Origin of the sequence: Psychrobacter sp. I-STPA10 (genome assembly GCF_021012795.1) — a bacterium.
GTDB lineage: Bacteria > Pseudomonadota > Gammaproteobacteria > Pseudomonadales > Moraxellaceae > Psychrobacter.
In genome coordinates this window covers 45117-60571 of sequence record NZ_VFYU01000031.1, presented here as the reverse complement: position 1 = coordinate 60571, position 15455 = coordinate 45117, and the positions used below count along the sequence as shown (strand labels likewise).

The window sequence follows — 15455 nt, the reverse complement described above, 5'->3', positions numbered from 1 at the left end:
AAATATTGAATAAGAAAACCCTGCCAAAATCGATAAAATTATATTATCCTTGATAATAAAGTAAGCAATAACAATGATATATACAAAAAATATTATTATCTTCAACGTTGTGTCAAACATATTTATTTCCAAAAGAATTCAAAGAATGCATTGCTGATAACTTTTATCTGCCTTTCGCTTCACCATATATCATTATTAAGCCACCAAGTGTCACTAATAGCAAGCCACCTATCTTAAAAGGATTGATAGGGCGGACTTCTAAACCAAATAATCCTGTTTGGCTTAAAATCATGGCAAAATACATCTGACCTAAAAATACCCATAATAAGGTATTCGCTGAGCCAATTTTTGGTGCAGCAATAAACATAAACAGAATATAAAAACTACCAAGTAAGCCAGATGTCCACATCCACCATGAAGCATGACTGGCAAAAGGCGGCTTGATGCCCCCACTGATGAGGTAAGATAAAATAAGTGAAGCGACGGCACCGCCTAAATACAAATAAAAAGTAGATTGTATTTGTGAGGCTTGCGTATTTTCTCGAAAAGCATTCACAATAGCCAATTGTAGCGGAACAATTGCGCCACCTAGCAGACTGATAACGACATAAGGTATGATTTTCACTGTGAGTATTCCTAATATCTATTATTATTAGCTATTGTTGTCTTTCAAAAGGTTGCTTACGTTGAACGATCTGGTATAGCAATAAACCCATACATACTATAAACACTCCCAGCATACTCAACGAACTAATTGAAGTATCAAAAACCAGACTTTCTAATATCATGGTTAATAATGGCAACAGAAAAAATAGCGTACTGACTTTATTTGCTGAGCTTATTTTTAACATCACCATCAGTAAAAGATAGGCACCCACAGAAACGATTGCCCCCATCCAAATTAAAGACGCCATAGAATAGGGGTTAACCTCAAAGTAAAACCCTTTAAATAAGACTATCAATGAAAACATAATGACAGCGATGGTTGTTTGTATTAACAAAATGACGATATTAGTATTGGAATTAGAGCTAAAGGTAGGTAAGTGAACCTTTGCCTGAGCAATCGTCCCAAAGGTTATTGCTAACAGTGCCAAGACAGAAAATAGCAACCCCAGTGTATTGACTTCATTAATAGCATGATAGCCGATGGTTGCGATAACCAATCCTAAAAAGCATATCAACAATAAAAATAAATCACGATAATTTAGGGTAGGTGAGGTCAGTATAGCGGTCAATAGGGGCTGTAACCCTAATATCAAAATGATGATGCCAAGAGACAAGCCTGTTTGTATCGCTAAAAAATAAAACGTCAAATAAAAAACCTGCATTAACAAGCCAGCATAGATAATTTGCCATAAATTAGCTGAGTCAGTGAGCAGGCGCAAAAATAATTGATAATTGCTTGGGTGAGTCTTTGGCTTGGCTAAAAAAATAGCGAGTAACAGCGTTAAAGCAATTGCTGAGCGTAGCAGTAAAAAACTCCAAGGCGTTGTATAATTTAAGCCAACTTTTGCAAATACCGCACCGCCACTCCAAATAACTAAAAAACCGATGGGTATGGTATGGCTTATTATTTTTTGTTTTGATAACTCGATAATCAATGCGAATTCCTTAATAGTGAAAGCAGCAATTAACTGACCTTACTAATTAGCCTGACTCACCTAGCTGGCTGGCATAACTGTAGGAAGTTAGGCTGTTAAATTGAGTATATTGTTTTTGTGGGGTTTAAAATTAGCAGAAAAGATGGTTTTATATACAAATAAGCTGATTAGCTATTTATTGATTTATGTTATTTGGTTATTTGGTTATCTGATGAGATATGACTGCCATCCCGAAGTTTGGCAGGAGTATGTTGGTAAAATTGGGTAAAACGACGGGTAAAAGCGGTCACACTTTGATAACCACATTCTTCAGCGATGATGGCAATCGGTTTGTCTGTATTGAGTAGCAGAGCAACCGCTTTTTGCATCCTGATATTGGTAATATAGTCATAAGGGGTGCAATCAAAGTAGTCTTTGAAAATCACCTTAAATTGACTCTCACTAAGGCAGGCAGTTTTTGCTAAAGATTGAATACTATGGCGAGCTGCTATGTCTTTTTTGATGTGTTGAATGGCTAAATATAGTCGAGCGTCCATTTTTTTCTTAATGGGGTTGTGATAGATAAGCTTAGATAGCAATTCAAACAATAGATCAAACATTAGTGCTTCTATGTTTGCATCTCGCATCGACATCAATTGCTTTTCTACAAAGGCTACATAAGATAAGGTCTTATCATCTAACGCAAAATGGGTGTCTTCTGCAGAGGGCAGAAGCCTATCAATGCTGCCTGTGACATTCATCACTAAAAAGCGAAAATCTTCATTTGCTTGAAATTGATGATAGGTATTCTTCTTAATTATCAAAACCTCACCATAATAAACCGTCATGACCTCATCATTTATCCTCATCTTGATATTACCAAATAAAGGAATGGTGATTTGATGGTAATGATGTGTGTGTCCCTCTATTTGTTGTTTATAAGTTCTGATATATAGGCTATTTTCTTGATTGTCACTCACCATATTTTCTACTATCCAAGTTTATTTAAAAGCTTGATTAAAATCCCAACTACAAAATTTTGTGTTATTTACATAGTTTACGATTTGTCATTTTTACCCATTATTTTACCCATCTTCCTTGATATATTAGTTTTTAGAAATGCTATAATATTGCTAGATATGACACTTATCCTATCAATCACATAATTATTAGCGCACCATTAGATAGTATAACTTGCCTTTGATTAAAGTATATTATTCTGCAATCCGTTGATTTTTAACTAAATATTATGGTAAATTATGTAAGTATACTAAAGACATTAAAAAATAATATTATTATTGTTTGTAATTTAATATAATAAGATGTACAGTTGTAAACTATATATTTGTAGGAAATGCTAAAAACATTTTTTCTTTCTAATTAATAAATATTAATAGTTTTGTAAAAAAATTTTCATATTGTTATGTCATACTAATAAATTATAAACTTGACTAAAACTCAAATTCTTCATCACATTTGTCATTCTAATACTGGTACAAGCAAGGAAGCCAATCATAGCTGTTTTTATAACAGTTACTGTGAGTGCGCCTGATTTTGTGCCAGTATTATTTTGATTGGGTCTAGTCTACATAATATTATCAGTTATTTAGTAGTTATAATAATTTGTCATTATAAGAAAGTGATAAAATGATAAGGATATAATCAGTAGATGTTTTATCTAAATACTTATTATTAAACACTACCATTATAAGTTGTTATTTTATTTTTAATTTTACATAAGAGGTGTTAAATGCCAGATTCGAACTTCCAGCACAACCTAACTCCCGGAACTTTAGATGAAAAAGTCGCCATCGTAACAGGTGCATTTGGTGGAATAGGAACAGCCATTTGCAAGAAACTTCTCAAAGAGAACTATCATATTATCGCAACTTTGAGTAAAGACAATCCTGAGCGTATTAAAAAGTGGTGTGAGGATAATGGTTTTGATGCAAGTAACTTCGAATTTTTGCCCGTTGATTTAAGTGATCATGAACATGCGCTACAGACCATGCAAGATGTGGTCAATCGCCATAATAGTATTTATGCGTTAATCAATGCAGCAGGTATTACCTCTGATAGTAGCTTTAAAAAGATGACGTTAGCTCAGTGGCGACAAGTCATTGATACCAATTTGATGTCTTTATATAGCATTACTCACCCTGTTTTTTGCAAAATGCTACAACAAAGAACAGGACGTATCGTCAATATCAGCTCAATTAATGGTCTGCGTGGGCAGTATGGACAAACCAACTATTCAGCCGCTAAAGCAGGCATCATTGGCTTTACCAAAGCATTGGCTTATGAAGGGGCAGCAGCATTTATAACAGCAAACGTGGTTGCACCTGGATACACACACACACCAATGGTTGATACCGTACCTGACCACATTATGGATAAAATCAAGCAAACCATTCCAATGAAGCGTCTGGCAAATGCTGATGAGATAGCAGCAGCTTGTATGTATCTAATTAGTGATGAAGCCATATTTGTAACAGGCGAGACGTTGTCGGTCAACGGTGGACAATATATGTCTTAGGGCTTATTTAGCCTTAAAAATACCCAATGACTTTACGTAAGTAAACTTTACCAATGTAAAGTCATTCAATATGACTCTAAATAAAGGAGGAAAATGCTATTAAGTTGCCTTACCTATGATAGTTTTTTAATGAGATTATTTTAATTTAGTTAGCGTTTTACCCAATGCAATAACTGTAACAGCTCATATTTATTTTTTTAAACTTATAACAAATCGGAGTTACCAAATGTCAAATACAAATCCTCAAGATTATATCAATCAATTCAATGAAAATGCACAAAAAATGTTTCAACCTTGGAGCAAACTAAACCAAGCTTTTTTAAGAAATGCTGAAATGATGACTGATTTTTCATTAAACACCATCAAAACTTATTCAGAAATGAGCTTGGACAACCTACGCCAAGTGGCTAAAATTGACTCACCAGAGTCTGCCAAAGAATTTAGTAGCAAACAAGCAGAAATGCTAAATAATATCAGCCAAAAAATGTTGGCTGATGCACAAAAGCTAACTGAACTTGGTAACTGTATGCAAGACGAAATCATGCAAGTGATGGGTGATGTATACGAAGAAACCAGTGAGCACATGCAAACTACAATGCAACAAACTGCTGAACAAGCAACTAAAAATGCTCAAGATTATGCTGCTAATATGAACAAAGTAGCAGAGCAAGTGGCAGAAAAGGCTTCTGAAGCAGTAAAATCAGCTACTCAAGCAACTACGGCTGCAACTAACGCATCAGCGTCTACTGCAAGCAATGATAAAACAACTGCTAAAAAACCATAGTATTAAGCCGCTTTATTTGTTTTAAGGCTTACTGCTTATAACTTTGACGTATTGATGTTCATAAGGGTGAGTTAAAGAAATTTTACTCACCTTTTTTATTACCAATTTTTCTATTCTATTTTTAATCATCTTTTAGTAGCCCTAGGGTCAACCGATATATTATGATGCCAGTTAGCTACAACAAATATTAACATGGGGGAGGGCGTATGCAGGATAGTGAAGACAGTAGTAGCCAAAACCAAACTAAAGAATCATTCAACACCACCTCGCAATCAAATTCTAGTAGTGAACCCGACATGAATTCAGATACAACTGATGACACATTTGACATAAATCAACTCAGTCAACTTTATTTACAACAATTACAACAGCTTAATTCATTAAACCAATCTTATGTTGAAGGTCTACAGCAAACCCAAAATCCATTAGAGGCGAATATAAAGTTGTGGCAAGGCTCAGTTGATTATTTTAATCAGTTTTTTAAACCTTATACGGCTGCCTTTGATGGACTCAATCCTAATTCTAATAGCAGTTCTAACCCTAATTTCAATGCACAGCAGGAAACTGAGCAAGCTACTTCGTCCACAGCCCAGGCCACTCAAGCACATTCTCTTAATAATCCTCTAGAGAGTATGAATGAGCTGTCACAAAAGTTACTCAATGAAACTTTGTACCGAGTCACCCAAAGTAGTGATACAGGGCAATCGTTGATGTTTAATTTATTAGATGGCTGGCAAAAATTTACCACAGGTGCAATGGATAACAGTCCGCGTTTATTGATTGCCCAACAAACCAACTTTTTGCAACAACAATTACATCTGTGGCAAAACACCATCATGCAAGCGACAGGAAAAAATGCACCTGCCGTTATCACGCCAGCAAAAGGCGATAAACGCTTTGCCGATGAGGAGTGGTCAGAAAATCCACTGTTTAATTATTTAAAGCAAAACTATCTTTTAACTGTCGATAGCATGATGGATGTGATTGATAATGCTAAGGGCATTGATGATAAGACGCGGCAGCGTTTGTCATTTTTTACCCGACAATGGTTAAATGCAGTTGCCCCAAGTAATTTTTTATGGAGTAATCCTGAAATATTACGCTTAACGCTAGAGTCAGGGGGACAAAATCTAATCACTGGGTTGCAGCAGTTTACCCAAGACTTAGAAAAAAGTGCGCAAGTTTTAAATATCAGTATGACGGATAAAAGTGCCTTTCAGTTGGGTGAAAATATTGCCAGTACCGCAGGTAAGGTGGTTTTTCGTAATCGTATGTTTGAGCTTATCCAATATACGCCAACTACTGATAAGGTCAATAAACGTCCTTTATTAATCGTGCCACCGTGGATTAATAAGTTTTATATCATGGATTTAAAAGAAAAAAATTCTTATATCCGTTGGGCGTTAAATGAAGGTCATAGCGTTTTTGTTATCTCTTGGGTCAATCCTACTCGTGCTTATAAAGATGTGGGTATGGAAACTTATATGCACGAAGGCTTACTGACAGCGTTGGATGTCATTCAAGAAATCACTGGTGAGCCTGATGCCAATGTCATCGGTTATTGTATCGGTGGTATGCTATTGGCATTGACTTTATCTTGGCTGACCGAACATAAGCAAGACAAGCGCATTGCCAGTGCCACTTTTTGGACAACAATTTTTGATTTTAGCGACCCTGGTGATTTGGGTGTATTTATCGATGAGCGTGTGGTTGATGCCCTTGAGCAAGAAGAGGCGCACCAAGGGGTGTTTGATGGACGCTTGATGGGTGTGGCATTTAGTTTATTACGTGAAAATAGTTTGTATTGGAACTATTATATTCAAAATTATTTAAAAGGGGAGCGACCTACGCCGTTTGATTTGTTATATTGGAACTCTGATTGTACCAATGTCACCGCCGCTTTACATAGTTTTGTGTTGCGTGAGCTATATTTAGGTAATAAGATGGTGAAAAGACAACAGCTAAGCTTTGATGATATTAAAGTAGATTTGTCTAAAGTCACCATTCCATGCTATGTAGTGGCAACACTGCAAGACCATATTGTCAAATGGCAGGGCAGTTACCAATCGACACAAGTGCTTGGTGGTGATGTGACTTTTGTTCTTGGTGAGTCAGGTCATGTGGCTGGTGTCATCAATCCACCTACGGGTAAATATGGCTTTTATACTTATGATGAGTATCCTGTTAACCCTGATGATTGGTTTGAAAAGGCACAAAAACAAGATAAAAGTTGGTGGCTACATTGGGCAGAATGGATTAAACAGTATGGCGCAGGTAAAGTCGATGCCAGAGAAGCGGGCATTGACTTTGCTGGCAAGCCATGGACAACTTTATGCGATGCACCCGGAGAATATGTATTGGTGCAAGCACAAGACGCACTAAATGCAGTCCCTTAACATTAGTCCCTAAACTTTAGCCCCTGAATACCATTTTGATTAATTAACCTATCTAGGAAAACGAGTGTAAGTACTACAAGTAGTAGACTAAGTGAGTTTGACAAAGATAGGTTATTTTAGCGAATTGGTATAACAATCAAATCCTTAATGGCGAGTGTGGTAACGGATTTTAAATACACTCAAATAAACCCTTAGCAAAATTGGAATGTATCATGAGAGATAATAGAGATAACATAGAAAAGAACATCAATAATCCAGACAAAGCAGAAGTATGGCTAAGTCGTAATAATCCAGCTCGCACCATCTCTGGTTCAACTCCAGAATTTCAGGATTTGATTTTTAATAATTTGCAAAAAAATAAGTCCATTTTTCAAGAAATATCAAAACAACGTCACTATAATGAACAAAGTTCTGAGTTTATGTCTAAGGTGCTATCAAGACATCAAGCTTTTAATAATGAAAAACTACAAAAAAATGTCAAAACCCTAAGTAAAGATGCTAAAGAAGTGTATACCAGTTGGACAAAGGTCGCCACCCCGCAGCGACTGTTCCAAGCATGGCTCAATTATAGTACCGATAGTAGCAAACGCTTGCTGCAAACTGCCGAGGTGCTTAAAGAGCGTGGTGATATATTTATAGAGCATGAAAGGGCCGGCTGTCCACCAGTGCTGGATTATGATTACGAAGTTATCATGGATGCAGGCACATTTAGACGACCCAGCAACTATGTGTTATTAAAAATCAAGCCACCTGAAGGGGTGGTCACCGATGATAACAATCGCCCTTATATCATTATTGATCCCAGAGCAGGGCATGGTGCAGGTATTGGTGGCTTTAAACATGAAAGCCAAGTAGGGGTTGCGTTAAATAATGGGCACTGCGTTTATTTTGTTGCCTTTAAACGCTTTCCTGAGCCAACACAAACCATCGCTGATGTCACTTATGCCGAAGCGAAGTTTTTTTACGAAGTTGAAAAGCGACACCCCAATGCAGAAGCCCCTGTAGTTATTGGTAACTGTCAAGGCGGCTGGGCGGCACTTATCTTGGCAGCAACTAACCCCAATATCAGAGGCCCAATTGTGATGAATGGTGCACCTGTATCGGCGTGGAGTGGTCGTATTGGTACTAATCCGATGCGTTACAAAGCAGGGGTTAATGGTGGTACTTGGCTGTCTATGCTCAGTGCTGATTTGGATAATGGCTTATTTGATGGCGCATGGTTGGTACGCAACTTTGAAGAGATGCACCCGTACCGCAGTTATGTGGGCAAATATTATGATTTATACAAAAACCCTGTTGCCAATCGTCAGCGGTTTTTAGACTTTGAGCGTTGGTGGGGTGGTTTCTTTTTAATGAATGAAGCCGAGATTCGCTGGATTGTCGAAAATATCTTTGTCGGTAATCGTCTTGCCCGTAATACAGCGCAATTAGAACAAGGGGTTAACATTGATGTGCGCAATATCAAAGCGCCATTAATTGTATTTGCCTCGCATGGTGATGACATCACCCCGCCACCACAAGCATTGTCATGGATTTTAGATGCCTATAGTGACGAAAAAGAAATCGAAATTTGTGGTCAACGCATTATTTATATGATTCATGAGCAGGTAGGGCATTTGGGCATCTTTGTTAGCTCCAAAGTTGCCAATCATGAACATAAAGGCATTGCCTCAGTAATGGAGATGATTGAAGTATTGCCACCTGGTTTGTATGAGATGGACATTGACCATTTTGAAGGCAGTGGTAAGGATAAAACCTTCTCGGTTGACTTTGCCCGTCGCAGCTTTGAAGACTTGAGTAAAGCCATTGGTGATTATCGTACCGATGAAAAGCTATTTAGAGCTGTGCATCGTGTTTCTGAAATGCAAACATTGGCTTATGAGCAGAGTTTACGTCCACTGGTTAAAGCCATGAGTAACGAAACCTCAGCGCAACTGTCACGGGCAATGCACCCCATGCGACTACAAAGAAGTAGCTGGAGTAGCAAAAATCCACTGGCAGTAACCACAAGTCGCTTAAACCAAGCACTATTTGGTGAAGTGGAAGAAAAAAACAGTGATAACTATGTGCCTGAGAAGAAGAAAAAGCCGACCAATCCTTATGAGCGTTATGCCAAAATTAGGCTACCTGCCAAAGAATCTATGAGCCAAGACAATTTCTTTTTGCAAGTAGAGAAGATGTTTATTGATAGTGTGCAGATAACCCTTGATTTTTGGAGTGATTATCATGACATGCTCACCGAAACCATGTTCTTTGGTATATGGTCAATGCCATGGTTTCGTAAATATGGCAAACCAGTACGTTCACGCCGCTTAATGGACAAAGATACACTGCATGAGTTGCCAAAGGTCGATAAGATACTCACGAGAATATCTGAAGGGGGCTATGTCGAAGCGGTAATACGTATCTTTATCTTAAGTAATATTGTGGCTGATAATAATATCGACCGTGACCAATTGTTCCGCTTGACGGAAGTACTGACGGAGCAAGCACCTTTTAATGAGTTGTTAAATACTGATTTGGCAAGAATCATACAAGACCAAACGCTGATTGTACGCTTTGCTGAAGAAAAATCCATCACCACATTAAGACAACTCATCAAAACAAAAGCGCAGCGTGTTAAAGCAATGAAGTTGGCTTATCATGTGGTTGGTAGTGATGAAGATGATTTAGACCCTAAAACTCTAGCGATGTTAAATCGACTTAAAAAGGTGATGAATTTAACAGATAAAGATATTAAGTAGCGTTTTGCTTGCTTTAATATAAAGATATATAGATATAGGGTTGTCATGACGTGAGTTGGTAATTGCTAGCTCACGTCATTTTTTATTGTTTTGATAAATATTAAATATTGCTTTTGTCATTTTTCCATCTTTTCCTTAATACAATCAAATGTAAGATACATATAATTGCATATAATACAATAAAAACCTTATCTATTTTAAATACTAGACCAATGACTATCGCTAAAAAACAAATGATTGAAATTAGAACATTTTCAATATTATTCTTAATAAAGGTGATTTTGTTAGTTTCCATAAATAATATATCCATTAATGGTTATTTTTTGAAAAAAGGACTTATGGAAAGTAGGAGTATTAACCATATAGTAAAATAACTCTCGCCTAAGTTATCTAAGCTATTGTTATTATTTAATGATGTTTTTTTTCAGTATTTATAGCTAGATAATAAAAACCTATAGAATTTATAAATACTCCTAATATATAGAGAAAATATTTTAAAATAGTGCTTGTGAATTGTGAAGCACAAACTATAAACAGCATTCCTATACAGTTTATTGTCATAAAAATAATCATTTTTTTTATATTTTTCTTCAACATCTGAACCTCTAAATTGATATAAATTAGCAACTCTTTTATTGTATATATGTAACAAAACCGATTGCTGCTAAAATATTTACCAAATTTTACCAGCAATTTTTTAGTATATACATATTGTATGTATTAGTATCTATATGATAGATATAAAAAAATAAAACTAGAAATTGTTAAAAGAATTATATTTATAATGACACCTATAATATTTGATTCGGTAAAAGAGAAAAATAATACATAATTTTTACTTGATAAATAAAGTAATATAATCAACATCTGAGGAAAAAATAAAAATACTTTATATATCATATTTATCTTAATGGTACCAAAAAAGCCAATTGTTTTTAAAGGAGTAATAGTTCCATACAAGAAATATAAGGATAAATAAAACCATGAGTAAAAAAAATTAATAGAACCATTATTAATTAAAATAGATAAAAATAATAAAATAATGATTAAAAATGTTTTATTTTTAGTTTCAAAATAAAGAATTAGAAACGAAATAGGGGGTAATAATCCTAGTAATTTCTTATATGTTAAATTGTTAAACATTAATAATCCTATTTTTTCACTAAAAACTCAAGGGTGGTTATTGTTCTTTCTACCATGAAAAATACCAATAGGAGCAAGTACCAGCATGACGATAACAAATAATAAATCTGCTAATCCAGCATTTGGGTTGCTAAAAGTTAACATTTGATAGAAGTAGTAAACAAAGATAGGGTAGGATAAACCTAAAATTATTATTGTTATTTCTTTATTTTTCTTATATTTATCAGATGCGTATATATCAATGATACACATGATTACAATATAATTAAAAAATAAAAACTTAAATATGAGCTGTTCCATATATACCTCAATCATAAAGTTATATAAATAATATATAAATTTACTTAACTATAATTCTTAAAATTTCTGATTATTAATTACTTGTTTAAAAAAATATTGGATTTCATTCATATAGTCAGATGTTAAGTATATGGTATACATAGGCATGTCATCAAAATCACTTTTAAATGTTGTAATATCATTATAATCTTCATCTATGACTGCTTTAATAATGTATTGTTCTAGATTATTTTTAGCAGAAAATATTGGATTGCCGTTTATATCATCAAACCCTTCATAAAAATGTGTATTAAAGAAGGGGGTAGTCCAGTTTTTTATATCTTCATTTATCTCGTGTAGTATTTTGAAAAATATATTATAAATATAAGATTCGACAATTTTGTATTCAGAAGGATTACCTAGCCATTTTTTACTCAAAGTCATATTTCTGATATTTTCCATTTCTTCTCTTTATCCTTACTGCTTGACTTTATAGGTTAGTGACACCTAATACCTTTATTTTAACTTTTTAATAATATCTCTAAAAAAAGGTTCTATTTTATTTGTATACTCTGAGGTCACCCACAAGGTATTCATAGGTATATTATCAAAATCACTTTCATAAGATGAATAGCCAACACTATTCTCTTCATATACAACTAATCTTACAATATAATTTTTTGGTATATTTCTGGCTGAAAATATAGGATTGGCATCCATCATTTTTTCACCATTTCCCCAAAGTGTATTAAAAAATGGAATAACCCAGTCATCTTTTTTGCCATCTTCTTCATCTAATATATTAATGAATGCCCTTTCAATAGCATTCTCAATGTATGTGTATTTGTTAAAATCACCTAACCATAAATTAGAAATATCAATATTTTTTAGTATATTCATTGGAACGCCTTAAAAATTTTATAGATAACAAATATAAGAATTGAAAACAATAATGAATAGTGGGCATTAGTTTGTTTTCTATGTTTGTTTCTAGATCTATGAAGTTTACCTTCTGATTTTATAACTATATACAAAGTAATTAAAAGTAAAAGTAGGAGTAAGAGGTTTCTTTCATATAATAATCTATAATTCATAGCATATTTTCCATGAGTTAACTACTGAAGCGCCTCCAATTAGATATCCTATTATAGTTAGTTGTTTCATATCCTTATGTGCTTACATTTTTTATGTCTGAAAACTCCTACTAATATCTTTAAAATCAATGCAATCATGGGAAAAATGAGGGCAATTAATGATAGTAGTTAAATCCATATATATCTGAGAACCGTTGTGTTGTTATGATTATGATGCTCGTAATACGTATTTATATAACGTGTTGAGTTGCTAAAAAGCATAGCACAATTTGTCTGCTATGAGCGGTGGGGAATGATTTAATAACATCAAAGGTGCGAGCAATGGCAGGCAGGATAAAAGCCGGCGATAAGCTAAAGCATTGATATATATGACTTGATACACATTATTTAACATAATATACATTATGCGAAAACAAACCAATCGAAACAGGGGGCTTGTATCCAATAAAACCAATAACTTATATATTCGCTGTTATAATACGGATTCTGTCTTAAAATTCGTCTCGCTTAGGTCTTACAATGAATCAGTTCGACAGCCAACACCTTTGGCATCCTTATACAAGCTTGCCACCCGCATATCCCAATATCGTCATTGACCATGCCGAAGGTGTTTATCTTTATACTAAAGATGGACGTCGTATGCTTGATGGTATGTCATCTTGGTGGTCAGCGATTCATGGTTATAATCATCCAAAGCTTAACGATGCCATACATCAACAAGTCAATAAGATGTCGCATGTGATGTTTGGTGGCTTAACTCACCAGCCAGCAATTGAGCTTGGCAAAAAACTTCTCGCCATTGTACCTGATAAATTAGATGCCATCTTTTATGCTGACAGCGGTAGCGTCTCAGTTGAGGTCGCCTTAAAGATGGCATTGCAATACCAAGTGGCAAATGGTAAGCCCAATAAAAAACACTTTGCCACCACACGCTCAGGCTATTATGGCGATACATGGCATGCAATGAGCGTTTGTGACCCTGTCACTGGTATGCACGGCTTATATGGTAAGCAACTGCCAATTCAGTATTTTATAGATGCACCACCTATGGGCTTTGATCAACCGTTATCTGCTGATGTTAAACAAAACCTATCTGATTTTTTTGCCAAGTATCATCAAAAGCTGGCTGCCTTTATTATTGAGCCGATTGTACAAGGTGCTGGTGGGATGCGTTTTTATAGTCCTGAGTATTTACAACTGTTACGCAAGCTATGTGATGACTATGATGTATTATTAATTACCGATGAAATCGCCACAGGATTTGGGCGTACAGGTCAATTATTTGCGTGTCAACATGCACAGATTTGCCCCGATATTATGACCATTGGTAAGGCGTTAACAGGTGGTTATATGACCTTTGCAGCCACGTTATGTACTCGCCATGTTGCCGATACCATTAGTCATAGTGATACGCCAGCACTGATGCATGGTCCAACATTTATGGGTAATCCCCTCGCCTGTTCAGTTGCCAATGCGTCGGTTGATTTAATCCTATCCAATGATATTCCCGCCAAAGCTCGTGCGATGCAAAGCAAGCTTTGGCAATATCTAACTGTTGCTAATGAGCTGACAGCGGTTAAAGAAGTTCGTTGCTTAGGAGCTATTGGGGTGATTGAACTACATCAAGCCATTGATATGACAAAATTTTCACAATTATTAGCCAAAACAGATATTTGGGTGCGTCCATTTGGTACTTTGGTGTATTTGATGCCACCACTTATTACTAATGATGATGAGCTTAAGCATTTATGCACAACGTTAATAGATTTATTGATTAAATATTTTAATCAATAATTTCAATATAATTAATTATATTTTAAGAAAAATTTAGGATTAAGCTATTATGACAGTACTTTTTATTACAGGGATTGATACCGATATTGGTAAAACCTATGCCACAGGCTGGCTTGCCAAAACCATGCAAGCACAAGGCAAAAAGGTGATTACCCAAAAGCTGGTACAAACAGGCTGTATAGGCATTGCTGATGACATTATCACCCATCGACAAATGATGAGCATTGACCTACAGCAAGTGGATAAAGATGGTATCACCTGCCCTTATGTATATCCAAAGCCTGCCTCACCGCATTTTTCGGCGTCCTTAGTTAATGATAAAATTGACCCAGAGCGTATCAGCAGTGCGACAAAACAGCTTGAGATTGAGTATGAGATTGTATTATTAGAAGGGGCTGGCGGGGTTTTAGTGCCATTGAACAATGACTTATTGACCCTTGATTATATTAGTGAGTGTCAATATCCTGTGGTATTAGTCACATCAGGTAGATTGGGTAGCATCAATCATACCTTACTTAGCATCGAAGCGATTAGTAAGCGGGGCTTACAGTTGCATAGCGTTATATATAATCACTATTTGGGTGGAGAGTTAGATACTGATAGGGTTACTAATAGCGATGAGCAGATTGGTCATAGTAGTATCAGCAATAGTACCAAAGATTATTTACAACGCTATCTACAAACCAATTATCCTAAGTCACAGTGGTTAGAATTACCACTGATAGTTTAGTTAATGGCTTCAACGAATGATTGCGAGTTAAAGAACTTGCCATAAAAAAACCCCAGTTATTATGATAATAACTGGGGTTTAGTGTGTGTTGTTGATTTACCTCATAACTGGGTACATGGAAGACTCACTGACCTACACCTAATATAGCCCTCTAGTGTAATTAGTTCAATCACGTTTGCGTGATTGCGCCAGCGAACTAATACACTAGAGGGCTATATTAGGTATTAGTAGGGCTGAAACAGTCTTCCTTGTGTCAAATGTACAGGCTTGTCTCGTGGACGACGCAACATCGTCCCTCACTGCAAGCAGTGAAACGCTAAATCTCACAACGGTTGCTATTGTGCAATAGTCAAAGATTGTTGTCAATGCTCTTTT

At 35.5% G+C, this 15455-nt stretch carries 12 protein-coding genes; 6 read left to right on the top strand and 6 right to left on the bottom strand.

Annotated features, from left to right (window positions below):
- Window positions 1-163: 163 nt before the first annotated feature.
- The 3 genes from FHK89_RS14190 to FHK89_RS14180 form a co-directional block, all read right to left on the bottom strand.
- The gene (locus FHK89_RS14190) at window positions 164-625 is read right to left on the bottom strand and encodes a DMT family transporter (RefSeq protein WP_230661612.1); all 462 of its coding nucleotides are present in this window, start codon (window positions 623-625) and stop codon (window positions 164-166) included.
- Between the two features lie 31 nt (window positions 626-656).
- Window positions 657-1601, bottom strand: a complete 945-nt coding sequence (locus tag FHK89_RS14185) for a DMT family transporter (protein ID WP_230661610.1) — start codon at window positions 1599-1601, stop codon at window positions 657-659.
- Between the two features lie 188 nt (window positions 1602-1789).
- Window positions 1790-2563: a helix-turn-helix transcriptional regulator gene (locus tag FHK89_RS14180; protein WP_230661608.1), complete on the bottom strand. Its 774-nt coding sequence runs from the start codon at window positions 2561-2563 to the stop codon at window positions 1790-1792.
- Between the two features lie 767 nt (window positions 2564-3330).
- On the opposite strand from FHK89_RS14180, the gene phbB reads away from it, so the two are divergent.
- From phbB to FHK89_RS14160, 4 genes are all read left to right on the top strand, one after another.
- The gene (gene phbB, locus FHK89_RS14175; protein WP_230661606.1) at window positions 3331-4116 is read left to right on the top strand and encodes an acetoacetyl-CoA reductase; all 786 of its coding nucleotides are present in this window, start codon (window positions 3331-3333) and stop codon (window positions 4114-4116) included.
- A gap of 226 nt (window positions 4117-4342) precedes the next feature.
- On the top strand, window positions 4343-4900 hold the full coding sequence (locus FHK89_RS14170; RefSeq protein WP_230661604.1) for a phasin family protein: 558 nt from the start codon (window positions 4343-4345) through the stop codon (window positions 4898-4900).
- A gap of 206 nt (window positions 4901-5106) precedes the next feature.
- Complete coding sequence (gene phaC / locus FHK89_RS14165; protein WP_230661602.1) at window positions 5107-7296, top strand: class I poly(R)-hydroxyalkanoic acid synthase; 2190 nt, start codon at window positions 5107-5109, stop codon at window positions 7294-7296.
- Window positions 7297-7508: 212 nt separating this feature from the next.
- Window positions 7509-10040, top strand: coding sequence for a DUF3141 domain-containing protein (locus tag FHK89_RS14160; RefSeq protein ID WP_230661600.1), 2532 nt, complete (start codon window positions 7509-7511; stop codon window positions 10038-10040).
- Between the two features lie 1170 nt (window positions 10041-11210).
- Here the strand turns inward: FHK89_RS14160 and FHK89_RS14155 are convergent.
- The 3 genes from FHK89_RS14155 to FHK89_RS14145 are packed head-to-tail and all read right to left on the bottom strand — an operon-like array spanning window position 11211 to window position 12362.
- A complete protein-coding gene (locus FHK89_RS14155; RefSeq protein ID WP_230661598.1) occupies window positions 11211-11483 on the bottom strand; it encodes a hypothetical protein in 273 nt (90 codons plus the stop codon).
- Window positions 11484-11540: 57 nt separating this feature from the next.
- A complete protein-coding gene (locus FHK89_RS14150) occupies window positions 11541-11924 on the bottom strand; it encodes a hypothetical protein (protein WP_230661597.1) in 384 nt (127 codons plus the stop codon).
- A gap of 54 nt (window positions 11925-11978) precedes the next feature.
- Window positions 11979-12362: a hypothetical protein gene (locus FHK89_RS14145; RefSeq protein WP_230661596.1), complete on the bottom strand. Its 384-nt coding sequence runs from the start codon at window positions 12360-12362 to the stop codon at window positions 11979-11981.
- A gap of 713 nt (window positions 12363-13075) precedes the next feature.
- On the opposite strand from FHK89_RS14145, the gene bioA reads away from it, so the two are divergent.
- Together bioA and bioD are read left to right on the top strand one after the other, a co-directional pair.
- On the top strand, window positions 13076-14350 hold the full coding sequence (gene bioA, locus FHK89_RS14140; protein WP_230661595.1) for an adenosylmethionine--8-amino-7-oxononanoate transaminase: 1275 nt from the start codon (window positions 13076-13078) through the stop codon (window positions 14348-14350).
- A gap of 49 nt (window positions 14351-14399) precedes the next feature.
- Window positions 14400-15080, top strand: coding sequence for a dethiobiotin synthase (gene bioD, locus FHK89_RS14135; protein WP_268993039.1), 681 nt, complete (start codon window positions 14400-14402; stop codon window positions 15078-15080).
- Window positions 15081-15455 lie beyond the last annotated feature (375 nt).